This is a genomic window from Parabacteroides sp. FAFU027 (assembly GCF_022808675.1).
GTDB lineage: Bacteria > Bacteroidota > Bacteroidia > Bacteroidales > UBA7332 > CAXXIC01.
This window is the reverse complement of the sequence record NZ_JAKZKV010000004.1, coordinates 57,553-80,758: the sequence shown is the minus strand read 5'-3', so window position 1 is coordinate 80,758 and position 23,206 is coordinate 57,553. Positions and strand designations below refer to the sequence as shown.

General features: G+C 46.1%; 18 protein-coding genes. 3 read left to right on the top strand and 15 right to left on the bottom strand.

Annotated features, from left to right (window positions below):
- Positions 1–58: 58 nt before the first annotated feature.
- The 13 genes from atpC to MLE17_RS07740 all read right to left on the bottom strand — a co-directional run bounded on the left by atpC (position 59) and on the right by MLE17_RS07740 (position 15,998).
- Complete coding sequence (gene atpC / locus MLE17_RS07800) at positions 59–298, bottom strand: ATP synthase F1 subunit epsilon (protein WP_243348194.1); 240 nt, start codon at positions 296–298, stop codon at positions 59–61.
- Positions 299–307: 9 nt separating this feature from the next.
- Complete coding sequence (atpD, locus tag MLE17_RS07795; RefSeq protein ID WP_243348193.1) at positions 308–1,816, bottom strand: F0F1 ATP synthase subunit beta; 1,509 nt, start codon at positions 1,814–1,816, stop codon at positions 308–310.
- A 131-nt stretch (positions 1,817–1,947) separates the two neighbouring features.
- On the bottom strand, positions 1,948–2,835 hold the full coding sequence (gene atpG / locus MLE17_RS07790; protein WP_243348192.1) for an ATP synthase F1 subunit gamma: 888 nt from the start codon (positions 2,833–2,835) through the stop codon (positions 1,948–1,950).
- 19 nt (positions 2,836–2,854) lie between these two features.
- A complete protein-coding gene (gene atpA / locus MLE17_RS07785) occupies positions 2,855–4,438 on the bottom strand; it encodes a F0F1 ATP synthase subunit alpha (protein WP_410795614.1) in 1,584 nt (527 codons plus the stop codon).
- Between the two features lie 23 nt (positions 4,439–4,461).
- Positions 4,462–5,004 carry an ATP synthase F1 subunit delta gene (gene atpH / locus MLE17_RS07780; protein ID WP_243348190.1) on the bottom strand — a complete coding sequence of 181 codons (543 nt, stop codon included), beginning with the start codon at positions 5,002–5,004 and terminating at the stop codon, positions 4,462–4,464.
- Between the two features lie 48 nt (positions 5,005–5,052).
- Positions 5,053–5,547, bottom strand: a complete 495-nt coding sequence (gene atpF / locus MLE17_RS07775; RefSeq protein WP_243348189.1) for a F0F1 ATP synthase subunit B — start codon at positions 5,545–5,547, stop codon at positions 5,053–5,055.
- Positions 5,548–5,634: 87 nt separating this feature from the next.
- Complete coding sequence (gene atpE, locus MLE17_RS07770) at positions 5,635–5,892, bottom strand: ATP synthase F0 subunit C (RefSeq protein ID WP_243348188.1); 258 nt, start codon at positions 5,890–5,892, stop codon at positions 5,635–5,637.
- A 131-nt stretch (positions 5,893–6,023) separates the two neighbouring features.
- Complete coding sequence (gene atpB / locus MLE17_RS07765; RefSeq protein ID WP_243348187.1) at positions 6,024–7,109, bottom strand: F0F1 ATP synthase subunit A; 1,086 nt, start codon at positions 7,107–7,109, stop codon at positions 6,024–6,026.
- A gap of 507 nt (positions 7,110–7,616) precedes the next feature.
- Positions 7,617–7,853 carry an AtpZ/AtpI family protein gene (locus tag MLE17_RS07760; protein WP_243348186.1) on the bottom strand — a complete coding sequence of 79 codons (237 nt, stop codon included), beginning with the start codon at positions 7,851–7,853 and terminating at the stop codon, positions 7,617–7,619.
- A 2-nt stretch (positions 7,854–7,855) separates the two neighbouring features.
- Positions 7,856–8,554 carry an AAA family ATPase gene (locus tag MLE17_RS07755; RefSeq protein WP_243348185.1) on the bottom strand — a complete coding sequence of 233 codons (699 nt, stop codon included), beginning with the start codon at positions 8,552–8,554 and terminating at the stop codon, positions 7,856–7,858.
- Positions 8,555–8,911: 357 nt separating this feature from the next.
- Complete coding sequence (gene galB, locus MLE17_RS07750; RefSeq protein ID WP_410795608.1) at positions 8,912–11,362, bottom strand: beta-galactosidase GalB; 2,451 nt, start codon at positions 11,360–11,362, stop codon at positions 8,912–8,914.
- Positions 11,363–11,713: 351 nt separating this feature from the next.
- Positions 11,714–12,742 (bottom strand): YcxB family protein, encoded by a 1,029-nt coding sequence (locus MLE17_RS07745; protein WP_243348184.1) that lies wholly within the window; start codon positions 12,740–12,742, stop codon positions 11,714–11,716.
- Positions 12,743–12,893: 151 nt separating this feature from the next.
- The gene (locus tag MLE17_RS07740) at positions 12,894–15,998 is read right to left on the bottom strand and encodes a glycoside hydrolase family 2 TIM barrel-domain containing protein (RefSeq protein ID WP_243348183.1); all 3,105 of its coding nucleotides are present in this window, start codon (positions 15,996–15,998) and stop codon (positions 12,894–12,896) included.
- A gap of 315 nt (positions 15,999–16,313) precedes the next feature.
- Between MLE17_RS07740 and MLE17_RS07735 the strand changes: the two genes are divergently transcribed.
- The 3 genes from MLE17_RS07735 (at position 16,314) to MLE17_RS07725 (ending at position 20,253) form a co-directional block, all read left to right on the top strand.
- Positions 16,314–18,245 carry a rhamnogalacturonan lyase gene (locus tag MLE17_RS07735; protein WP_410795607.1) on the top strand — a complete coding sequence of 644 codons (1,932 nt, stop codon included), beginning with the start codon at positions 16,314–16,316 and terminating at the stop codon, positions 18,243–18,245.
- Between the two features lie 128 nt (positions 18,246–18,373).
- Positions 18,374–18,631 carry a hypothetical protein gene (locus MLE17_RS07730; protein WP_243348182.1) on the top strand — a complete coding sequence of 86 codons (258 nt, stop codon included), beginning with the start codon at positions 18,374–18,376 and terminating at the stop codon, positions 18,629–18,631.
- Between the two features lie 86 nt (positions 18,632–18,717).
- The gene (locus tag MLE17_RS07725; RefSeq protein ID WP_317236626.1) at positions 18,718–20,253 is read left to right on the top strand and encodes an alpha-N-arabinofuranosidase; all 1,536 of its coding nucleotides are present in this window, start codon (positions 18,718–18,720) and stop codon (positions 20,251–20,253) included.
- 105 nt (positions 20,254–20,358) lie between these two features.
- Here the strand turns inward: MLE17_RS07725 and MLE17_RS07720 are convergent, their stop codons facing one another.
- On the bottom strand, positions 20,359–21,612 hold the full coding sequence (locus MLE17_RS07720; RefSeq protein ID WP_243348181.1) for a C1 family peptidase: 1,254 nt from the start codon (positions 21,610–21,612) through the stop codon (positions 20,359–20,361).
- 74 nt (positions 21,613–21,686) lie between these two features.
- A complete protein-coding gene (locus tag MLE17_RS07715) occupies positions 21,687–23,072 on the bottom strand; it encodes an aminopeptidase P family protein (RefSeq protein ID WP_243348180.1) in 1,386 nt (461 codons plus the stop codon).
- Positions 23,073–23,206 lie beyond the last annotated feature (134 nt).

Sequence of the window (23,206 nt, the reverse complement as noted above, 5' to 3'; positions counted from 1 at the left end):
GTTTCCCCAGCAGAAGCCGGATGAAACGGTGTTTTTTATATTCTGTCAGGAAAAAGGATTACTCCTCTACCAATACACTTACATTGTTTTTAGAAGCCTCTACGACCCCGCTCTCAATTTTAAAATGGTGAAATACGCCTTTCTCGTCCTGTACCTTTACGGTTCCTTCTTTGAGGGTTGAGACAATCGGTGCGTGATTATTCAGCAATTCAAAGTATCCGTGAGCACCGGGAAGCTGTACACGATTGACTGTCCCGGCATACAGAATCTTTTCCGGAGAAATTATATCTACATGCATAGCCACCTATTATTTAGCCTCTGCCAACAGACGTTTTCCTTTTTCAATCGCTTCTTCAATCGTTCCCACCATACTGAAGGCAGTTTCAGGATATTCATCCACTTCACCGTCAATAATCATGTTGAAACCTTTGATGGTATCTTCGATTGGGACCCAAACACCTTTCATACCGGTAAATGCCTCTGCCACGTGGAAAGGTTGTGACAGGAAGCGCTGTACACGGCGTGCACGGTGTACTACAAGTTTATCCGCTTCTGACAACTCGTCCATACCAAGGATGGCGATGATATCCTGAAGTTCTTTATAACGCTGGAGAAGCTCTTTTACACGCTGTGCAGTCTCATAGTGAGCTTTACCCACGTCATTTGCGTTAAGGATACGTGATGTTGAAGCCAACGGGTCAACCGCAGGATAAATACCCAGCTCGGAAATCTTACGGTTCAATACCGTAGTCGCATCAAGGTGGGCAAATGTCGTTGCCGGAGCCGGGTCAGTCAAGTCATCCGCAGGTACGTACACAGCCTGTACGGAAGTAATAGATCCGTATTTGGTAGAAGTAATACGTTCCTGCATCAAACCCATCTCAGTAGCCAGCGTAGGTTGGTAACCTACAGCTGAAGGCATACGTCCCAACAACGCCGATACCTCAGAACCTGCCTGGGTGAAACGGAAGATGTTATCCACGAAGAAGAGGATGTCATTTCCTTTGCCTTTTTTATCCCCGTCACGGAAATACTCCGCAACTGAAAGACCTGACAAAGCCACACGGGCACGGGCACCTGGAGGTTCGTTCATCTGACCGAACACCAGGGTTGCTTTAGAATCTGCCAATGCTTTTTCATCCACCAGACTCAAATCCCAACCGCCTTTGGCCATATCTTCCTTAAAGGCTTCCCCGTATTTGATTACGTCAGACTCGATCATCTCACGAAGCAGGTCATTCCCTTCACGGGTACGCTCTCCTACTCCGGCGAATACCGACTGACCGTCGTATTTTTTTGCAATGTTATTGATCAACTCCATGATCAAAACGGTTTTACCTACGCCGGCACCACCGAAAAGACCGATTTTACCTCCTTTTGAATAAGGCTCCAACAAGTCAATTACCTTAATCCCGGTAAGAAGAACCTCTTTCTCTGTAGAAAGGTCTTCAAACTTCGGCGGTTTGTTGTGGATCTCGTAAGAACTCTCTTTGGTAAGACTTCCGATACCGTCGATAGCCTCACCGATTACGTTGAGCAGACGACCGCGAATCTGGCCTCCGGTAGGAACCGAAATGGCTTTACCGGTTGCGAAAACCTCCATACCGCGCCATAGTCCGTCAGTTGAGTCCATCGCGATGGTACGCACGGTATTTTCGCCGATGTGCTGCTGACATTCGAGGATCAACGGCTGTTCGTTTTCTCTTTTCACTTCAAGTGCGTCATAGATTTTGGGCAAATCACCTCCGGACTGCTCAAAACTAACGTCAACCACAGGTCCGATTACCTGTATGATTTTGCCTATAGACTGACTCATATCTTTTTGTTGTTTATTGCTTTTGAATAATAGCTGTTAGCCTTGGCTTCAATCAAAGCCTTTTAAATTGAACTGTTTTCAATTTTTATTCAAGCCAACAAGCTAATCTCTATTGGCTCAAAAATCCGGATTTATCCGTTCAGAGCGTTAGCTCCACTTACGATCTCAAGAATTTCGTTGGTAATCGATGCCTGACGCGCTTTATTGTAGGTCAGGTTCAGCGTTTTTATCAACTCCGCGGCATTGTCAGTGGCTTTATGCATGGCCGTCATACGCGCTCCATGTTCAGAAGCGAAAGAATCGGTCATTGCTTTGTAGAACTGAACTTTTAATGCTTTGGGAAACATCACGTTCACGATTTCATCCACCGAAGGCTCAAAAAAGTAAACCGGTTTCATTCCCTGATGAGCTGACACGGAAGAATCTGACTCAACAACAGGCAGGAATTGCTCAACGACCAGTTTCTGCACTGCGGCATTTTTAAACTGGTTGTAAATCATCTCCACCTGGTCATAAGTTCCATCTGCATACTGCTCCATGATCTGTGTTGCCACAGCGGTTACAGAGCTGAATGTCAGATTGTCGTATATTTCGGTATTTACTTTAATATTCCGGATGTTTCTTGCCTTCAGTGCATCTGCCGCTTTCTTACCGATGGCCAGGATATCCACCATGCCACGACGGTAATGATCGGCATACGTAGTGTTCAGCAATTCCACAGTTTTCTTAACCACGTTGATATTGAATCCGCCACACAATCCCCGGTTTGAGGAAATGGCAATGATCAATACACGGTTAACCGCCTGACGCCGGGCATATTTTTGGTTCATGCCCGGTTCGACATTTTGTGTAATATGAGCTAATACACCTTGCAGCTTTTCAGCATACGGACGAATCTGGATAATCGCATCCTGCGCTTTTCGCAGTTTTGCCGCCGAAACCAGCTTCATGGCTCCGGTCACCTGTTGCGTTGACTTTACAGATGCGATCCGGGTTCGTATTTCTTTTAAATTCGCCATATTCTATTCGTTTATGGGCTTATGCTTTGAATTTCGCAGAAACTTCTTTAGCAACTGACTCCAGCACCTGAGTTACGCTGTCATTGATTTCACCACGACTCAATGTCTCCAGCACATTATTGTGCTGAGCTTCAAGAACACGGATAAACTCTGACTCAAACTCATCCACGCGACTAACCGGAACATCCATCATAAGCCCACGGGTACCGCAATACAGGATTGCAATCTGTTTCTCCACACGTACCGGTGAAAACAAGCCTTGTTTCAGGATTTCCACGTTACGGGCTCCTTTTTCCAATACATTTTTTGTAGCGGCATCAAGGTCAGATCCGAATTTGGAGAAAGCCTCCAGCTCACGGTATTCCGCCTGGTCAATCTTCAACGTACCGGCTACCTTTTTCATCGCCTTGATCTGCGCTTTACCCCCTACACGGGATACCGAAATACCTACGTTGATCGCAGGACGGATACCGGCATTGAACAAGTGAGACTCAAGGAAAATCTGTCCGTCGGTAATCGAAATTACGTTGGTCGGGATATATGCAGAAACGTCACCGTCCTGTGTTTCAATAATCGGAAGAGCAGTCAACGAACCGCCACCTTTCACCAAATGCTTGATCGATTCAGGTACGTCGTTCATTTGCTCGACAACTGACTGGGTAGAGTTGATCTTTGCAGCACGCTCCAAAAGACGTGAGTGCAAATAGAATACGTCACCAGGATACGCCTCACGACCTGGCGGACGACGAAGCAACAACGACACTTCACGGTATGAAACAGCCTGTTTTGATAAATCATCGTACACAATCAATGCAGCACGACCGGTATCGCGGAAATATTCGCCGATAGCAGCACCGGCAAACGGAGCGAAGAACTGCAAAGCAGCAGGGTCAGCAGCGGTTGACATAACGATGGTTGTATAAGGCATCGCACCGTTTTCTTCCAGTGTCTTGGCAATATTAGCTACGGTAGAACCTTTCTGGCCTATGGCTACATAGATACAGTAAACAGGTTCCCCTTTTTCGTAAAATTCTTTTTGGTTGATAATGGTGTCGATCGCAATGGCAGTTTTACCGGTCTGACGGTCACCAATGATCAACTCACGCTGACCGCGGCCGATTGGAATCATCGCGTCGATCGCTTTGATACCGGTCTGTAGCGGTTCTTCAACCGGCTGGCGGTAGATTACCCCTGGTGCTTTACGCTCCAGTGGCATTTCGTATAAAGTTCCCGCAATCGGGCCTTTACCGTCCACGGGCTCACCAATGGTGTTGATTACGCGTCCCAGTACGCCTTCACCTACATTAATAGAGGCGATTTTACGGGTACGTTTTACGCGGTCACCCTCTTTGATCTTTTCAGATGAACCTAATAATACACAACCAACGTTGTCTTCTTCCAGGTTAAGTACGATCCCTTTTACTCCGCTGTCAAACTCCACCATTTCGTTGGACTGGACATTTGACAAACCGTAAACGCGGGCGATACCGTCCCCTACTTGCAAAACGGTCCCTACCTCCTCAAATTCGATGGCGGCATTGAAACCTTCTAACTGTTTTTTCAGTATTTCGGAAACTTCTGCAGGATTAATTCCGGCCATAATATTGTTGTTTTATTGTTTTTCTTTTAATTCGATTTCACTAACTCCTGACGAAGCTGTTTCAAACGTGATGAAACACTGGCATCTAGTATCTGATCCTCAACCTGAAGGACAAAACCTCCTATTAAAGAAGGATTGATCTCAGTAGTCATCTCAATAACAGCATTAAATCTGGCAGCAACAGCCTGTGTCATTTTGACAATCGTTGCCTGATCAAGAGCTACAGCACTTGAAAGTACAGCCGCCTTCTTCCCGCTTTGCTGACGGTAAACTGACAAAAAGTTGCGGGTAATATTTTCCAGATACATCTCACGCTTATTGGTGAGCAGCAGATTAAGAAACGACATCGTTACCGGATTAACCTGTTTCTCAAAGACATTCTGGATTAACACTCTCTTCTCCGAACCTTTCACTACAGGACTTTCAAGGATCTGGACAAATGCAGGGAGTGTTCGTGTAGTCAGATAAAGCATCTCCATATCGGCATGAACTGCCGGAAGGACTGACTTCTCCAAAGCCAGCGAAAAAAGAGCTTTTGCATATCTGACAGATATCTTGCTATCGTTCATTGCTTTTGTTGATTTTGGGCAATTGCAGGAATCGAACGAACCTCCAATTTAATTAATCTCGATTTGATCTACAAATTTCTTCACCAGCTCTTTTTGACGTGTATCGTCAGTTAAACGGTCTTTCAGAATTTTTTCAGCAATATCAAGTGAAAAGATTGCAATACTGTTTTTCATTTCTTCTATAGCCGCTGTTTTTTCACGTTCGATCGCAATCTTGGCATTCTCAAGCACTTTATTCGCTTCGACGGTTGCCAGATTTTTTGCTTCGGATACGATCGAGTCTTTCAGTTCACGTGCCTCTTTGAGGATTTTATCGCGCTCAAGCATCGCCTCTTTCAGGATTCGCTGATTGTCTTCCTGCAAACGAGCCATCTCCTCTTTTGCCTTATCGGCAGCTTTCAGAGCCTCATCAATCGAGTTCTCGCGATCAGCGAGTGCTTTCAGGATCGGTTTCCAGGCAAACTTTTTCAGGATAAAAAACAGAATCGAGAACGATACCAACATCCAGAAAAGCAAGCCAAATTCGGGCATTACTAATTCCATAATCTGTAATATTTTAGTCTAAAACAATGTTTGTCAAAAATTCGGAGCAAAAAGAATTATCGTCCTTTTGCTCCGATGTTCCTTTAATTAAGTGAAAAGGATAAGCAAGCAGATAACCAACGCGAAGAAAGCTACCCCTTCAACAAGTGCCGCAGTCATGATCATGTTAGAACGAATATCGCCCAATGCTTCTGGCTGACGTGCAATAGCTTCTACCGCACCTTTACCGATAAGTCCAATACCTACACCTGCTCCAATCGCAGCAAAACCAGCACCGATACCAGCACCCATTTTAGCAATGGCCAAGTTTGCAACAGCTTGCAACAAAACAGTTAATGTTACCATGTCTATTAAATTAAAAAATGAATATTTGAGTTGATTCTATGATTATTGATTTGAAGATTTGAGGATGTGTCAATTTGAAGATTGATATTCTATTTCATTTTCAACTCCTCAGATTTTCACATTTTCCAATTTTACTCGTGATGTTCTTCGTGTGACTCCATCGCCATACCGAAGTACATAGCTGACAACAGGGTAAATACATACGCCTGGATAAAGGCTACCAGTAATTCGATCAAAGCCATAAAGACCGTAAATGCAACCGACACAACCGACACCCCGTAACCGGCAAAAATATTCTTTTCTCCGAAAACGAAAATCAGACAGTAGAATGCCAACGCCACGATGTGCCCCGCAGTTATGTTGGCGAAAAGTCGGATCATCAATACGAACGGCTTGATAAAGAGTCCCATGATTTCGATGACTGGCATCAACGGTATCGGAAACTTCAACCACCAGGGGACACCGGGCATATTGACAATGTGCGTCCAGTAGGCTTTATTGGAACTAAACTGCGTGATAACGAAGGTAATAAGCGCCAACACCATGGTTATAGCGATATTACCGGTAAGGTTGGCTCCTCCCGGGAAAATAGGGATTAATCCCAGCAAGTTATTGAGAAAAATAAAGAAGAAGATCGTGAGCAGATAAGGCAGATACGTCATGTACTTACCCGGAATTGCCGCTTTGGCAACATCATCACGGACAAAGATAATGATCGGCTCTACCCAGCTTTGAATACCTTTGGGTGCACGGGCAAAGTTCTCTTTGTATCTCTTTGAGGCACTGAGGAAAATCACAAGCAGCAATACGATACTGATAAACAGAGACGTTACGTTTTTAGTAATCGAAATATCTACGGGACGCACCTCTGAGCCATCAGGTTGTATCTCAACTACTTTGCCTTCGTTTTTTCCTTCATGAGCAATCTTAAAGCCCTGATATGCCTCTTCTCCATGATGGAAATTACCTGACATAAAAGCATGTAATCCGGTCTGTTTGCTGTAAACGATAACAGGAAGTGGAATTGCTACGTGAGTTTCACCAATCGTAGTTATGTGCCACTCATAAGCATCATTGATGTGGTGAAAAATAAGTTTCTGAGGACTGAAACCACTGTGAGCTTCATTTTTGGATTCGGCTTGTTCGCCGGATGCTGAGAGTGAAAAAGTAGCCATTAGGGCAAAAAACAGCAGAAATAAAATTCGGGAAAATTTCATTACAAAATTGTGTTTCAAATTACGATTTCAAGATTATCACTTTCTGGTTTTGCAAAAAGCGAGCAACTGTACCACTTCAAAAAGTGTAAAGCAAAAATACAATACTAGGAAGGTCATTAAAAACTCACGCACTTTAACGTCAGCCAGTAACAAACACCCTACCAGAAAAGCAAGATATACAAACAGCTTTATGGTCGTGGATCCAATATACACCGATGAAAAACGCAAGGGATTTGCATCACACACTTTAAGGAGCCGGTGAAAACTGACAAAGGTTATAAGTGAAATGAGAATGAACTGAGTAGGAAATAGCGGAGTGTACCATTCTGGCTTAAAAACCAAGAAAAATGACACCGATACCCCTATTAATATTAGACAAAAGACAATAAGTCTAAGAATAAACTTTCTTCGAACTTGTGACATGGCGGCAAATGTAACAATTTAATATGAGTATCATACTGTTTTTGGAATTCTTAATAGTATGGTCACTTTTTAAATGAAGTACGGCTATTTTTTAAGCATCGTTTTGACCAGATAATAAAAACCAAAGCATGCCGTGATCAGCAAAAACAGTAAAGTAAAGAGCGGGAAAGAAAACTTCAACCATCTGTCCAGCTCTTTGCCGCCCCATCCTCCCAGTACTATAAGTGCAACGAGTTGAAGTATCAGGCTCGATATTGTTGCGTAAGAATTAAGGGCTTTTTTCCCTTTCTTCAATTTGTCTTCCCCGTTAGTCTTCCCCATTATCAATCAAATAAATGACGAATCTCTGCGGCTCTGATGATCAGATCGGCAATCTGGTCTGCATTGAGAGTCTGCGCATTAAATGAGAGATCATGTTCCAGTTTATCACTGGTTTTTCCTTTAAAATGATCCCGGAATGCCATACGTTGCTTATCTACCTGATCAATGTATTTCCGGGTTTCGATCAACGACATATTTTTGCGATGACTCAGCATCGCTGTACGCCAGGAGATCGGAGCTTCCAGTTGAACATGCAATGATTTCGGAATATCTCCGGCGATAATACCACTGGCACGTCCGACGATAACGACATTTCCTTTGACGGCAATATTACGAATCACTTCCCCGATTACCTTTTTAAACTTTGTGCCATGGGCATAATAGGAATCGGTAAAAGAGAGCACCAACTCTTCAGCAAAGTTTTTTTCGGTTTCGTCAAGAAGCATTTCCACCTTTTCGGGATGCATCTTCAACTCCTCGGATGCTACAGCCAGAATCTCCTTGCTGACATGCTTCCAGGGAACAAAAGTCTTTGATCCCGCATAGATCTTGTTTATCTTTTCGATCAATACCTCTGCAACATCGTTGGCGTTACAGCCGCATTGTCTGGAAATTGTAATGACCGGGCCCGGATGCGGCGGACTCATCAGAGGAGCTTTGCCTATACGCTCGTTCATGTATTTCAGCAATAGATTTTCCATAGTAAAGCTTTTTGAGAGAGTTAATAGTTCACGAATCAATCACTCGTCAGGCTAAAAAGCAACCATAAGCTCTTTCCGGCAAATGTAATCGAATAAAGATTTTTCATCCGTTTAAAAATCGACGAACTTCAGGAAACAGCCGATGAATCAAGCCTTCAATCTTCTAACAAACAGCCATTAAGTGTAGTTCTTATTTCTTAAGGATTTATTCAATGAATACACGATTGCTTACGAAACGGAAGGCAAATTCATGGTATTTCTGAATTCAATGTGCCGGCTCTATTAGCTAACATCTGAATTCAGAAATACCCTAAATCAATTTGCAACAAAATTGCTATACAGTTCTACATTTGAATCTTATTTGGTTTCTATCGAAAGCACACCCGCATTGAGTCCTTTTCCTTCTACTTTAAATACCATTTTACCTGATTTCTCAGACGCTTGTACCACAGCGGTCAGCATTCCCTTGAAAACGTGCATTTGCGGCAAATGGAATTGCTCCAGGCTTGTAGCATCGCCATTCGTTGCTGCGCGATATACTCCGGATCCGGTCACACTGAACTTCAGCAGATTATCTGCATCCGGACAAAAGTTTCCTTTTTCATCCACAACTTTTACGGTTACGAAAGCGAGGTCTTTTCCATCCGCAGACAACTGATTGCGGTCAGCGACCAACTCGATGTGGTGCGGCTTGCCTGCAGTGTGGACTTCTTCTGTGGCAACCGCTTTTCCGGCTTCATCATACGCAACCACTTTGAGGGTACCGGGTTCGTACTTTACATCTTTCCACATCAGGCGGTAACGGGTCTGGTTGTTTTCTTTCGATTTCACCTGTTTGCCCATGCTTTTGCCATTTACAAACAACTCGGCAGATGGATAGTTGGTGTAGCAGAATACCGGCGTAACCTGTCCCTCGCGACCCGTCCAGGTCCAGTGAGGCAGGATGTGAATCGTATTCGCAGAGGTATTCCAACGGCTGCGGTAGAGGTAAAAGCGGTCTTTGGGCAATCCGGCCAAATCGCAAATGCCGAAGTAAGAGCTGTGCGAAGGCCAGTATTCATCGTAAGGAGTCGGCTCGCCGAGGTAGTCGAATCCGGTCCAGACGAATTCACCGATAACATAATTCAGGTCATCCTGTTTAACGAATTCATCATCGGGAACCTGCGACCAGTTGCAGGCTTCGAAGTCATACGAAGAGCACTGGTTGTCGGGATACTGTTTGTCTTTACCAAACTCTACCGGGAATTTATATACACCGCGCGAACTCACCGTCGATGCTGTCTCCGAACCCAGAAGCATTCCCTGTGGCAACACTTTAGCTGCTTCCTCATAACGACCCGGCTTGTAGTTAAAGCCCGGAATATCCAACAGGGCGGCAAAGTTATTTTTCAACGCGTTATCCAGACGGTCCATACCTGCCGTAACGGGACGTGTAGGGTCTTCGCGGTGACAGATATCCTGCAGGTATTTCAACACCTTATTTCCTCCGGCTACACTTTGTTCGCCGATTTCATTCCCGATACTCCACATCACGATGGATGGGTGATTGCGGTCGCGGTGAATCATCGTCACCATATCTTTCTCCGCCCAGTCGTTGAAAAGCGTCTGGTAGCCATTTTCCACCTTCGGACTTTTCCAGGTATCGAAAGATTCGTCCATCACCAGGAAGCCCATCTCGTCGCAAAGGTCGAGCAATTCAGGTGCAGGAGGATTGTGCGAAGTACGGATGGCGTCGCATCCCATGTCTTTAAGGATGGTGAGCTGACGGCGGAGGGCGGCTTTGTTAATCGCTGTTCCCAAAGGCCCTAAGTCGTGGTGCAGACAAACGCCTTTGAACTTGCGGATTTTCCCATTCAATGAAAAGCCTTTCATCGACTCGTATTTAATCTCGCGGATACCGAAACGGGTGGAATAGCTGTCTTTCAACACATCGTTCTGATAGACTTTGGTCACAGCCGTGTAAAGCGACGGCGTTTCGGGCGACCAGAGAGAAGGACGGGTTACAATCAAAGATTGCTCCAGGGTTCCTTCGTCGTATCGGCTCATTCCCCGAACTGATTTTGCTACGGATTCCCCTTTGGCATCGAGGATTTCGGTTTCGATTTTCAGGTCGTTGATGGATGCGGTGGTTTCAATCTGAGTCTTGATATTCACTTTGGCAAATTCAGAGGAGACCTTTGGAGTGGTGATGTAGGTTCCCCATACCGGAATGTGGGTCTCGTCAGAAACAATCAGATGCACATTGCGGTAAAGACCCGCCCCGGGATACCAGCGTGACTGCCTTTCCTTATTTTCCAAACGAACGGCCAGGATATTCTCGCCCGATGATTTGAGGAACGGGGTGATGTCGAAATGGAACGAGCTGTACCCGTAAGGCCAGCGACCGACCTCTTTACCATTAATATATACCTGCGCATTGCTCATAGCGCCGTCGAAAAGCAGCGTCACTTTTTTGCCTGCACTGAATTCGGGCACGGAGAATTTCAGGCGGTACCACCCTACCCCGATAAAGGGCAGCGAACCGGTACGACCGGTTTTCATGGTCTCTTTGTTCTCGTTGTTTTGCACGATTTTGGAGCTGTAGGCATCGATGCTTTTGGCAAACGGCCCGTAGATGGCCCAATCGTGGGGCACGGATACTGACTGCCATTTCGCATCATTGAACGACGGGGTCATGGCGCTGGCGACATCCCCTTTGGTGAACTTCCAGTTCTTCTCCAGAGTGTATTCCTTGCGGACGGATTCTCCGGCAAAGATGGAAAAAGGAAGCATTAAAAACAGTAGTGAGTAGTGTGTGATTTTTCTCATTGCTGATCAGATTAATTATTCGGTGGCCAAAAATAACGCTTTCCTTTCTGATTTTCACTGTATTTTATGATGGGAAAATGAAATAGGTGGAAACATAATCTCTACAACGTATAATTCACAATGAGCAATCAGATTCGCACAATGGATAATTTGGGTTGCACAATGGCAGATACCACTCACTCAATGACTGATCAGGGTAACACAATGGCAAATTTGATTCACACAATGCTCTAAATAACCGAACAATGGCTCGTTCTGCAATTCAGGGGGTGACTCAGAGTCACCCCCTGAATATAAATGGAGCTCTTTATACAAAAATCGGGGTGACCAAAGCCACCCAGACAAAGATTTTCATTCGTTGCGTCTGATAAGCCCGATTTTACTGCTATCAGTTACTGTAACTTCAGGGTATAAATCATCTTTTGTATTAGCTATTCTATCAATACCTGACGAAAAGAGGTTGTATTTATCACCCTCAACAAAGTAATTAAAGGTTGAATTCTTATTTTTCTCAGTCATTAATGGATCATAGATTTCATAACTATCCAACAATTCAAGCTTCTGAGGATATTTACCATGCTGAAGTTTATAGAATTCGATCTCTTTAACCAGAGAGTTTAGAGAAGATTGAGCTAACTCAGCTTTTTGTCTGTCCATATCTTTTGTATTCCAGATTCCCGGTACTAAAAAAACATACAGCACAATTGTAAATACAATGCCCAATACACCAATCATAGTAAACCATTTGTCTTTATATTTTGTAATTCCCAAAACGACAAATAGGATTCCGATAAATGCGCCTATCAAAGGAATGATACATGAAATCCCTAAAATATAGGGAGGTCTTTGTTTTGTTGCATCATTAGGCAATTTCATAGACCCTCTTACTTTTATAATTTCACTTTGAGCGACTCCAAGAAAATTTATCAAGTCGGATTCAGATGGGAATGCTTTGACAGGAATCAAATAAAATCTTTTATCGGCAAGAGTCAGAGAAACATATTCCCCATTTGATTCGGCAGAGACCAAACTTTCCCATCGCATAGTTTCGTTGCGGGTCGCCGTTTCAAAAGAAATTCCCTCATCCGAAATCCACAGTCTTTTTCTTTCCAAATATCTAGGGTCTTTTAAAATTGCTTTATTTATCCTGTAAACAGAAATCAGATAGGGGGTAAAATAGAAAAAACCGATATAAAGGACTTCAGCTAAAATTGCGGTAGAGATGAATCTGGTCCAGTCAAACGACTGCCCGGCAAAGGAGTAACCAATTACTAAAGGGAAAACGAATGCTACTGCGATTCGTTTACGCAGTTCATTCGTGTAATGTAGCCTGTAAAAGGACTTGTAATCTGAAAGAGCGTTTTGAAATTGGATTTCCATAGTTGGTTTTAAGATTATGTCAGCTTAAATTCGATATTTAGGCTTCGGAACAAATTAACTGTTTTAGCCACTTCTGCAAAGCTAATAAAAGTCTTAAAACAAATCGGGGTGACCCAAGCCACCCCGACAATATTTTCACAAAATAAAACTCTTACTTCACCACCGACAACTTAAACGAATAGTCGTATTTCTTGCCGAAGTAGCGGTATTGGTCGAAAGGCTGGGCGCCCCATGAGTTCAGACCGCCCACACCGCGCTGGAAAAGGTCAACCGCCAGCGTCACATCACGGCGTGGATTCATATCGTTGATGTGCTGCTGTTTCTTGGTCACGCCCGGGTCGAAATCTTCGGGACGGAAGTTGAGCGCACTGGTGCATATCGGTTGCAGACCATCCACGCGCAGACCGAACCCTTTGTCGTTGGTGAGCGTCAGCCAGCGCACATTGGTCTTGTAGCCGTTTTCCTGCGGACGCACATACGGCGTATATTGGTCTTTCACCTTGCTTTCGTAGATGCCCACGAAGCTCGAACGCTTGCGGTCCACGTAGTTTTCCCACGGGCCGCGGCCATACCAGGTGAAGTTTTCATACTCCTCCGGCAGGGTAAAGAGCATCCCGAAGCGGGGTAATTCAGGCAGGTTACTGTTTTCGGTCGCATATTGCAATGCACAGGTGAGCGCACCGGTCGCATCCATCGAATAGGTCATCGTGATGTCACACTGGGCATCGCGTGAGAAGTAGAGGTACTTCACCACCCCGTGAACAGAGTCGGTTTCGACTTTCTTCAGTTCGATGTTTTGTCCCGCCATGCGCCAGATGTTCAGGCGGCGTTGAGCTCCTTCACCGAAATCGTTATCGGTCGGGGCACGCCAGAAGTTGACCTCCGGAGAACCGCCACCAATCAGGTTGTTGCCTTTGTAAGAGTAGGCGTACAATCCTTTAGCCCAACTGTTATCATCAAATTCAGCGGTGTAATCACCCAAGGTCAGCGTGACGTGATTTTTATCTTTAGTCAAATGCGGCAATGAATCAGTCGCAACTTTCACCGGAGCGAAATATTGGTTTTGGTCAAATGCAAACTCTTCGCGGATCAGTTCGAAATCTGCCGGAATCATATCGTTAGCCGCCTTCGTATAACCGAATATTTGCAGGAAATACTCTTCACCGGATTTCGGTTTTACCGTCGGGAATTTCAGTGCAACATCCTTTGATGCTTCGGGAGCAAGGTCAAGATCGAATCTGCCTTCAGCTACCTTTTTGCCGTTCTTCATCAGGTTCCATTTGAAATAATAGAGACTCTTCAGGTTGACGAAACGGAAGTCGTTGGTCGCTGTGATGATGCCTTTATTCAAATCTTTTGCCTTGAACAGCACATTCTGATAGACCTTTTTCACCTCGTAACAATGCGGATGCAGGGTCCGGTCTGGAGCAACCAATCCGTTGCAGCAGAAGTTTTCGCTGTGGTAGTATTTATTGCCTACTCCGAAATCACCACCATACGCCCAGTACTGGCGGCCATTCTCATCCGTGCGCAGGAAGCCCTGGTCCACCCAGTCCCAGATGCAGCCGCCCTGAAAATGTTTGCTGGTACGAATCAGATCCCAGTATTCCTGGAAGTTCCCTTCGCTGTTACCCATCGCGTGGGCGTATTCGCACATGATGTAAGGACGGTCAAGGGTCGGATTGGCTGCATCTTTCTGCATCGACTTAATGCCCGGGTACATCGGGCAAATGATATCGGTGTTGCTGTCGCGGTGCGCCTGTTCAAACTGTACCGGACGACTTTTATCCCGCTCCTTCAACCATTTGTAGGTCCGTTTGAATGCCTCCCCGTTGTACGACTCGTTACCCAATGACCATTCGATAACCGAAGGATGGTTTTTATCGCGCTCCAACAGGCGGATGGTGCGGTCGAGGTGAGCGGCAAACCACTCGGGCTTGGCGGTAATGGAACGGTCGTTGTAACCCATCCCGTGCGATTCGATATTCGCTTCGTCAATCAGGTAAAGGCCGTACTGGTCGCACAGTTTGTACCACAACGTCGGCTGCGGGTAGTGGCTGTTGCGGACCGTATTGATGTTAAGCCGCTTCATCAGGCGGATATCGTTGAGCATAATCTCCGGCGTGATGTTGTGACCAGTCAGCTGATTGTGCTCGTGCATATTCACCCCTTTCACCAGGATGCGTTTGCCGTTGACCAACAGTTGACCGTCCTTGATTTCCACCTTGCGGAAGCCGATGCGGTTAGAGGTGATCTCTATCGCTTTTCCGTTTTCATCTTTCAGGGTAATCAAAAGCGTATAAAGGTTTGGTGTTTCAGCTGTCCAGAGTTTGGGGGCATTTACCGGAGTGGAAATGACCGGAGTGGCTTTGCCATCGGAAGGGATGGTGACGTTGGTTGTCTTTTGCAGCACCGTCTTATTGGCACTGTCGATCAATTTGATTTCGAGCGAACGGGCGGCTGAACTTTTAGCATAATTGCGCAGGATAAAGTCGATGCTGAGTTCCGCATTTTTGTATTGTTTATCTAAATCGGTATGGACGAAGAAATCCTGGATGCGGGTCGGTGCTGTGCTGTATAGATAGATACTACGCTCAAATCCCGATATGCGCCAGAAGTCCTGGTCTTCCATATAGGAACCGTCGGTAAAGCGGTACACTTCACAGGCAATCGTATTCTTGCCTTTGCGCACATACGGGGTGATGTCAAATTCCACCGGACTTTTACCTCCTTCGTTGTAGCCGACTTTCTGTCCGTTTATCCAGACATACATGCCGGCAGTTCCGGCTTCAAAGTGCAGAAAAATGCGGCGACCATCCCAACTTTCAGGAAGCGTCAGGTCACGACGGTAGGAACCCACGGGATTATCATTGTGCGGGATGTGCGGCGGATTGACAGGGAAGGTGTATCCGGCACTGATGTAAAGCGGTGAACCGTATCCCTGCAACTCCCAGTTGCAGGGCACATTGATCTCCTTCCACGCCGAGACATCGTAACTCTCCTTGTAAAAATCAACCGGACGGAGGTCGGGATAGGCTACAAAGTTGAACTTCCACTTGCCGTCAAGCGACAGGTAGTAAGGCGATTTGGCTGCTTCGTCAGTCATGGCGAGCGACTCGGAGTTGTACGGCATGGCCGTCACGCGGGTCGGTTCGTTGCCGACAGCAAACACCTCCGGATTCTCCCAATCCGGCGTTTGAGCCAATGCTCCCGCGGCCAGCAACGAGAGCATCGTGGTCAGAAAAATGTTTCTCATCTGATTGTATTGTATAGAGTTATCTTCGAATAAAATGCTGCTTTCCGGCTAAGTTCCGAAAATTATCCGGAATTCTCCGTCACTAATTATCACACGGATTAAGATTGAATTAATAGTACTCCTTTTTGACTATTTTACGATGGATCTGAGCTTTATTTACCCTCTCATTAAACCATTTTCCCAAAACGAGGTCTTAAAAGCTGTCCTGTTTTTTGTAACGGACAATCTTTTGTCAAAAACAGAATGTAATCCATCAAAGAGCCAAACTTTGAAAAGACCAAACAAGTTATATTTGCCATAAATAAATACTGACACATGAAATCACGACTTCTCAGAAGCAGAATCGGCCTTCTGTTTACAATCCTTCTTTTGACGATGACGGCCTTTGGTGCCGAATTACCCAGAAGACAGATGGAATATCTCGACCGCGGACTGGTGGCTGTAAAAACCGATTCCGGGGTCTTCCTGAGCTGGAGAATATCCGGTGACGAAGATCTTACAACCAAGTTCAACATTTATCGGGATGAGAATATTCTCTTAAATAAAACCCCTCTTCACGGAGCTACCAACTTTACGGATAAGGATGGTACGGTTAACAGCCGTTATACCGTTAAGGCGGTGGTCAACGGCTCAGAAACCGGGGCCTCACAGACCGTGAATCCCTGGCCTCAATTCTACAAAACCATTCAGATGAAACGTCCCGAAGGAGGAACAACGCCGGACGGACGCAATTATGTCTATTACCCTGGCGATTGCAGTATCGGTGATTTGGATGGTGACGGGGAATATGAAATTGTGGTCAAGTGGGACCCCTCCAATGCTCATGACAATTCACACACCGGATTTACCGGTAATGTTTACTTCGATGCTTACAAGCAGAACGGCAAACAACTCTGGCGCATTGATCTGGGCAGGAATATCCGTGCCGGAGCCCACTATACACAGTTTATGGTCTACGACTTTGACGGGGACGGATGCGCTGAGGTCGTTTGCAAAACAGCGCCCGGCACTATCGATGGAACAGGTGCAAATGTTTTGCTGAACAATGACGATCCCAAAGCCGATTACCGGGAAATGACGTCCAATCCCGAGGCTAAAACCAGAATGGGGTACATCCTCAAGGGTCCGGAGTACCTCACTGTGTTTAGCGGGGATAAAGGTAAAAATATTGCCACCGTTCCCTTTGAAGTGTCGCGCGGCTCATCGGAAATCTGGGGCGACTTATACGGTAACCGTGTGGACCGCTTCCTAGGCTGTGTGGCTTATCTGGATGGCGTGCATCCCAGCATCGTGATGGGACGGGGATATTATACCCGACTGACGCTTTCGGCCTGGGACTTCCGAGACGGGAAACTGACCAAACGCTGGATATATGATTCAGGCACCACCAGAGGAAAAGGAGCGTACGGTCAAGGCAACCACAACCTGAGCGTTGCCGATGTGGATAACGATGGTAAGGATGAAGTGATTTACGGAGCGTCTGCTTTTGATGATAACGGTAAAATGCTGTACAGCACCGGACTGGGACACGGCGATGCCATGCACCTTTCAGATCTGGATCCGGATCACCCCGGACTCGAAGTGTGGGAAGTACACGAGGAGCACCAGTCTCCTTACGGCTACGAACTCCACGATGCCCAAACGGGTAAAATTCTCTGGGGTGGATTTACCGGAAATGACAACGGACGCGGCCTGTCTGCCGATATTGACCCCAAACACCGCGGATTTGAGATGTGGAGTATCGCTGACGAAGGCGTTTTTGACTGTAAAGGGAAAAAAATTTCCGACCACAGACCCTCCATCAACTTCCGCATTTACTGGGATGGTGACCTGCAGGATGAATTGCTCGACGGCACCAAACTGGATAAATGGACCGGCGACGGCACAACCCGCCTGGTTAACTTCCGGGATTACGGGGCACGCTCCATCAACGGTACGAAGAATGATCCCAATATCAGCGCCGATATCCTGGGCGACTGGCGCGAAGAGGTGGTCCTCACCAACAGTGCCGACCCAAGCCAACTGATGATTTTCACCACTACCACTCCGACCGATTACCGCATCTATACCCTGATGCACGACCCGGTCTATCGCCTCGGTGTAGCCTGGCAAAATACAGCATACAACCAACCTCCTCATCTCGGCTTCTACATGGGTGACGGAACCGGCAACTTGCCCAAACCCCGTATCTACACGGTAAAAAAGAAGGCTCCGGCTTCATCGAAATGTTTTCTCGATAAAAAATAAACCGACTAATTGGAAGGGCGTGCCCCAAAAGGCCAAACCTAACAGGTTTTGAAAACCTGTTAGGTTTTTGACGCCCGATTATTTATAAGAATGATGCTGTTCTTGAATAATCCGCCGCTCTCGCATTTATGCATGCCTCCCATGCATTTCCGGGTGACTCCCACGCATTTCTGACCGCCTCCCTCGCATTTCTGAGTGACTCTCGTGCATTTCTGGATGGCGCTCTCGCATTTCTGTATACCGCCGAAGCATTTCCGGGTGCCTCTCACCCATTTCTGCCTGACTCTTTCGCATTTCCGGACGTCGCTCTCGCATTTCTGCGCGACTCTCTTGCATTTCTCCGTCATTATCCTGTCAAAATGAGCCTAAATCTCATCAATATCTAATTTTGGAAATGGCATTAAACACAAAACGTTAAATTTGCGTTTACAATTACGTTACTCAAAACCAAACAAAAAATCATTATTGACACATGAAAAAGACCATTCTCTCTCTGATGATGATGGGCTCGCTCGCGCTTTCGGCGCAAAACACGCCTACCCAAATCACCATCCACGCCGACCAGGCGAAGAACAAAATTCCGAAAGAAATCTACGGACAGTTTGCCGAACACCTCGGAACCTGCATCTATGGAGGTATCTGGGTGGGTGAGAAATCGAACATCCCCAATATCAAGGGCTACCGTACCGATGTATTCAATGCACTGAAAGATCTTCAGGTTCCGGTAATGCGTTGGCCGGGAGGCTGCTTTGCCGACGAATACCACTGGATGGACGGTATCGGACCGAAAGAGAAACGCCCCAAAATGGTCAATAACAACTGGGGCGGCGTGGTCGAAGACAACAGCTTCGGTACAAATGAGTTCCTCAACCTCTGTGAAATGCTGGGCTGTGAACCTTATATCAGCGGAAACGTGGGTAGCGGTACGGTCGAAGAACTGGCCAAATGGGTGGAATATATGACCTCCGACGGTGACAGCCCGATGGCTAATCTCCGCCGCCAAAACGGACGTGAAAAACCGTGGCACGTAAAATACCTCGGTGTGGGTAACGAAAGCTGGGGCTGCGGCGGTAGCATGAAGCCGGACTACTACTCTGATCTTTATCGTCGTTACTCCACTTACTGTCGCGAATTCGACGGCAACAAACTATTCAAGATTGCAAGTGGTGCCAGCGACTACGACTACAACTGGACTAAGACGCTGATGAAAAATGCAGCCGGACACATGAATGGGATTTCTCTCCACTATTATACCTGCAAAGGGTGGAGCGGAAGCAAGGGCTCTGCTACTAAGTTCAGCAGGGATGAGTACCTGTGGACCCTGGCAAAAAGTCTTGAAATCGAAGAGGTCGTAAAAAAACACATCTCCATCATGGATAGTATTGATCCAAAGAAACGTGTCGGCTTGTTGGTGGACGAATGGGGTACCTGGTGGGACCAGGAGCCGGGCTCACATCCGGGATTCCTTTACCAGCAAAACACCATGCGCGATGCTTTCGTGGCTGCATTGACCCTCAACATTTTCAACAAATACACCGAACGGGTGAAAATGACGAACATCGCCCAGGTGGTGAATGTGCTACAGGCAATGATTCTGACCGATGGTCCCAAGATGGTATTGACACCGACATATCATGTATTCAAAATGTACAAAGGACACATGAATGCAACCAATCTGCCTTTGGATATTCAGTGTGGAGAGTTGACATATAACGACAAGAAAATCCCTGCGGTCAGCGCTTCGGCTTCAAAAAATGACCAGGGTGGCATCCTGATTACGCTGGCTAACGTTGACCCGGACAGAGAGCAAAGAGTAGAAATTGCTCTTGACGGATTGAAGTCTGCAAAAATTAACGGCACTATCCTTGCTGGTAAAGGAATTGATTCCTACAATACCTTTGACAAACCAAACGAAGTGGTTCCTGCTGTTTTCAAAGGTGCTAAAATCACCAAAACCGGCATTTCGGTAATACTTCCGGCGAAGTCAGTTGTGGCGCTGGAACTGTAAGAACACCTATTCATCCAATGACTTGAAGTCATCGGATGAACAAGAAACAAACGAAGCCTTACTCCATTTACGGAATAAGGCTTCGTTTGTTATAATGGATTGCAGTTACTTAAACTTGCCCAGCAACTCCTTCACCGCATCTTTGTGAACGGCAAAGTCCATCATCTTCAACTTCACATAATCTTCACTAAAGAAGTAGTAGCCAAACTCTGGTGCCTTTGGATCATTGTTTTTGGAGCCTGCTCCGGAATCTTTCACCAGATACCAGTCTTTACCATCGCCATTGTAGTTTTCCACATAACCGACCAGGTGCATGCCGTGGTCATCGGTAGTCGTTTTATTGGAGAAACGAAACTGGCGGGCATCGTCATTGATGTAAGCCGATGGAATATCAAAATCGGGAATTTTGGCACATTGCGTGTCACGGGAAAATCCGGCTTCAGACACATCGCCGCCAATTGCCACTGTGTATCCATTCCGGATTGCTTGTTTCAATGCCTTCATGAAATCATCCAGCGGAACATTGTAATAATCCCGGTTGTGCCACCAGTTGTCAGGAACATCGTATTCCACTTTCTGCAAGAATGGCTTTTCCTTATACGAAAGAATATCCACATAATCCTCCGGATTAAACTTCAGGTAATTTTTCATGTAGCTCATTGGAGTATATTCTTTTCCATCCACCTTAAACTTTGCTGGTGGCTCTCCCATGTAATGTTTCAAAATATCCCGGATTGTGGCAATCACCGCCTCTTCATTCCAGGCATTATTCTGCTTTACGCTTTCGAGGTAAGACTTCATCTCCTTCACCATTGCCGCGTGGGAATAATATTTCCGGCCATTCAATAAACCTTTGTATTCCGTCTCCGGCATCATCCCGTACTCTTTTGCCAAACGGGACAAGGCATTTGCTTCTGATCCCTCATCAAATAATGATTTCCCCCTTTCCTGCACAAACCGGCGTGCTTTTCCTACATATTCCCAATAAGCGAAATACATTTCAGAAAGCTTCACCTGCTTTTTCTGCATCCGGTAGATTTCAGACTCGTAAAATGATGAGGTGCTAAAGTCCCAACATGTCCCCGCATTCCCCTGCGAAATCGGCGGATTTGCCCACTGACGTTTGTACAAATCAACCTTATTCGGCAATTTCAGGCCGGATTGATCCATAATAAACTTCATTTTGGGAGGTTCCTGACTAAGGGAATCATCCACATGACGTTGGTCTTTCAACACAACGCTGTCGTAAAATCCCCCCTTGGGTACTTCAATCAGCTTACCCTTGTCTTTGTTTTGTGCTAAAGCGCACGCCCCCGCGCCAATAATCATCAGTGCCGAAAGCATACAAGCTCTGTTCATACTATTCATCATAATTTAAAATGGAAGATTTATGGGGTGCTTTCCGAAAAAGCCCTGGTTATTGATATCTTGAATTATTTATTGCAAATGGCTTCCACCTCGTCTATCGATTTCGGTTTTGATTTGCCTAACCTTACGGCTCCGTTTTCGGTCATCAGGAAATCCTCTTCGTTACGGATACCTCCGAAGTGACGGAACTTTTCCACTTTAGTCCAGTTGATAAAGTCGTTAAAACGACCTTCCGCTCTCCATTTATCCATCAACTCAGGGATAAAATAGATGCCCGGCTCGATGGTAAAGACATGCCCCGGTTTCATCGGTTTGGCCAGGCGCAAAGATTTCAGACCGAATTGTGTACTTTTCGCCTCGCCATCGTAACCGACCCACACTTCGCCAAGATTCTCCATATCGTGAACATCGAGCCCCATCATGTGTCCCGTTCCGCAGGGGAAAAAGAGTGCATGGGCCCCTGCCGCAACCGCTTCCTCCACATTCCCTTTCATGAGACCGATCGATTTCATGCTTTCGGCAATGGAACGACAGGCCGCCCAATGGGCTTCGCGGAAAGGTACACCCGGAGCCAGTGCATCAATCGCCGCCTGGTGAGCTGCAAGACTCATGGCGTAGATCTCCTTCTGTATTGAGGTAAACGCCCCATCCACCGGAAATGTACTCGATAAATCGCCGGAATAATGCAAAGAAGTTTCGGCTCCGGCATCCAACAGCAACAAATCGCCGCTTTTCAACTCGTTTCCGTGGTAGTGATTGTGCAACGTCTGGCCATTGATGGTCGCGATGATGGGAAATGAAATTTCGCCATTGGCAGCAAGTGCAATTTCGTGTACCCGTGCAGCTACCAGAGCCTCGGTCATATCCGGACGGGACAGCTGCATTGCCGCCACGTGCATATCGACGGAAAGATTGACTGCTTTTTCGATTTCCGCAATTTCCTCTGCCGATTTAATTTCCCGCTGACTGACCACTGCCCGAACCAAAGAAACGGAGAATTGATCCTTTACCTTTTCCGGAGAAATTCCCAACCACGCTGTCAATTTAAGTAAATGTTCCGGTCGATATATAGACAGGAAGTGGACTTTCCGCTTGGACTTCAGTGTTTCAGCAACGGTTTTTTCGATTTGGGCAAATGGCTTAGTTTCAACAACACCAGCCTGAGAAGCCCGTTCGGCAATGGTCGGTTGCGGTCCCATCCACACGATATCGTCGATGCTATAATCATTTCCGAAAATGATTTCCCGTTGGTTTTCCACATCAATCACCGCCGCCAATCCGGGAAAATCAATCCCGAAATAGTAGAGAAATGTGCTGTCCTGCCGGAAATGATAGCAGTTATCGGCATAGTTCATCGGGCTTTCGTCGTTGCCCAAAAGCAGGATCAGGCCTGACCCGACCTTATCGCAAAGCGTCTTGCGCCGTTGGATGTATATTTCTTTGTCAAACATAATTCTATTTCTTTACCACAGAGTAAAATCCGCTGCAGTTCTCTGTGATATTATTAACCATTCAGCGTTGAAAACATGCGTCCCAACCTTGGGAAAGTCTGCCCGGAAGTCAGGCAAGCCGTCCCAAGGTTGGG

Excerpts from the sequence above, each read along its gene's own strand:
- atpC (WP_243348194.1), bottom strand. The coding sequence starts at position 298 with ATGCATGTAGATATAATTTCTCCGGAAAAGATTCTGTATGCCGGGACA.
- atpD (WP_243348193.1), bottom strand. The coding sequence starts at position 1,816 with ATGAGTCAGTCTATAGGCAAAATCATACAGGTAATCGGACCTGTGGTT.
- atpG (WP_243348192.1), bottom strand. The coding sequence starts at position 2,835 with ATGGCGAATTTAAAAGAAATACGAACCCGGATCGCATCTGTAAAGTCA.
- atpH (WP_243348190.1), bottom strand. The coding sequence starts at position 5,004 with ATGAACGATAGCAAGATATCTGTCAGATATGCAAAAGCTCTTTTTTCG.
- atpF (WP_243348189.1), bottom strand. The coding sequence starts at position 5,547 with ATGGAATTAGTAATGCCCGAATTTGGCTTGCTTTTCTGGATGTTGGTA.
- atpE (WP_243348188.1), bottom strand. The coding sequence starts at position 5,892 with ATGGTAACATTAACTGTTTTGTTGCAAGCTGTTGCAAACTTGGCCATT.
- atpB (WP_243348187.1), bottom strand. The coding sequence starts at position 7,109 with ATGAAATTTTCCCGAATTTTATTTCTGCTGTTTTTTGCCCTAATGGCT.
- MLE17_RS07760 (WP_243348186.1), bottom strand. The coding sequence starts at position 7,853 with ATGGGGAAGACTAACGGGGAAGACAAATTGAAGAAAGGGAAAAAAGCC.
- MLE17_RS07755 (WP_243348185.1), bottom strand. The coding sequence starts at position 8,554 with ATGGAAAATCTATTGCTGAAATACATGAACGAGCGTATAGGCAAAGCT.
- galB (WP_410795608.1), bottom strand. The coding sequence starts at position 11,362 with ATGAGAAAAATCACACACTACTCACTACTGTTTTTAATGCTTCCTTTT.
- MLE17_RS07745 (WP_243348184.1), bottom strand. The coding sequence starts at position 12,742 with ATGGAAATCCAATTTCAAAACGCTCTTTCAGATTACAAGTCCTTTTAC.
- MLE17_RS07740 (WP_243348183.1), bottom strand. The coding sequence starts at position 15,998 with ATGAGAAACATTTTTCTGACCACGATGCTCTCGTTGCTGGCCGCGGGA.
- MLE17_RS07735 (WP_410795607.1), top strand. The coding sequence starts at position 16,314 with ATGAAATCACGACTTCTCAGAAGCAGAATCGGCCTTCTGTTTACAATC.
- MLE17_RS07730 (WP_243348182.1), top strand. The coding sequence starts at position 18,374 with ATGCATGCCTCCCATGCATTTCCGGGTGACTCCCACGCATTTCTGACC.
- MLE17_RS07725 (WP_317236626.1), top strand. The coding sequence starts at position 18,718 with ATGAAAAAGACCATTCTCTCTCTGATGATGATGGGCTCGCTCGCGCTT.
- MLE17_RS07720 (WP_243348181.1), bottom strand. The coding sequence starts at position 21,612 with ATGAACAGAGCTTGTATGCTTTCGGCACTGATGATTATTGGCGCGGGG.
- MLE17_RS07715 (WP_243348180.1), bottom strand. The coding sequence starts at position 23,072 with ATGTTTGACAAAGAAATATACATCCAACGGCGCAAGACGCTTTGCGAT.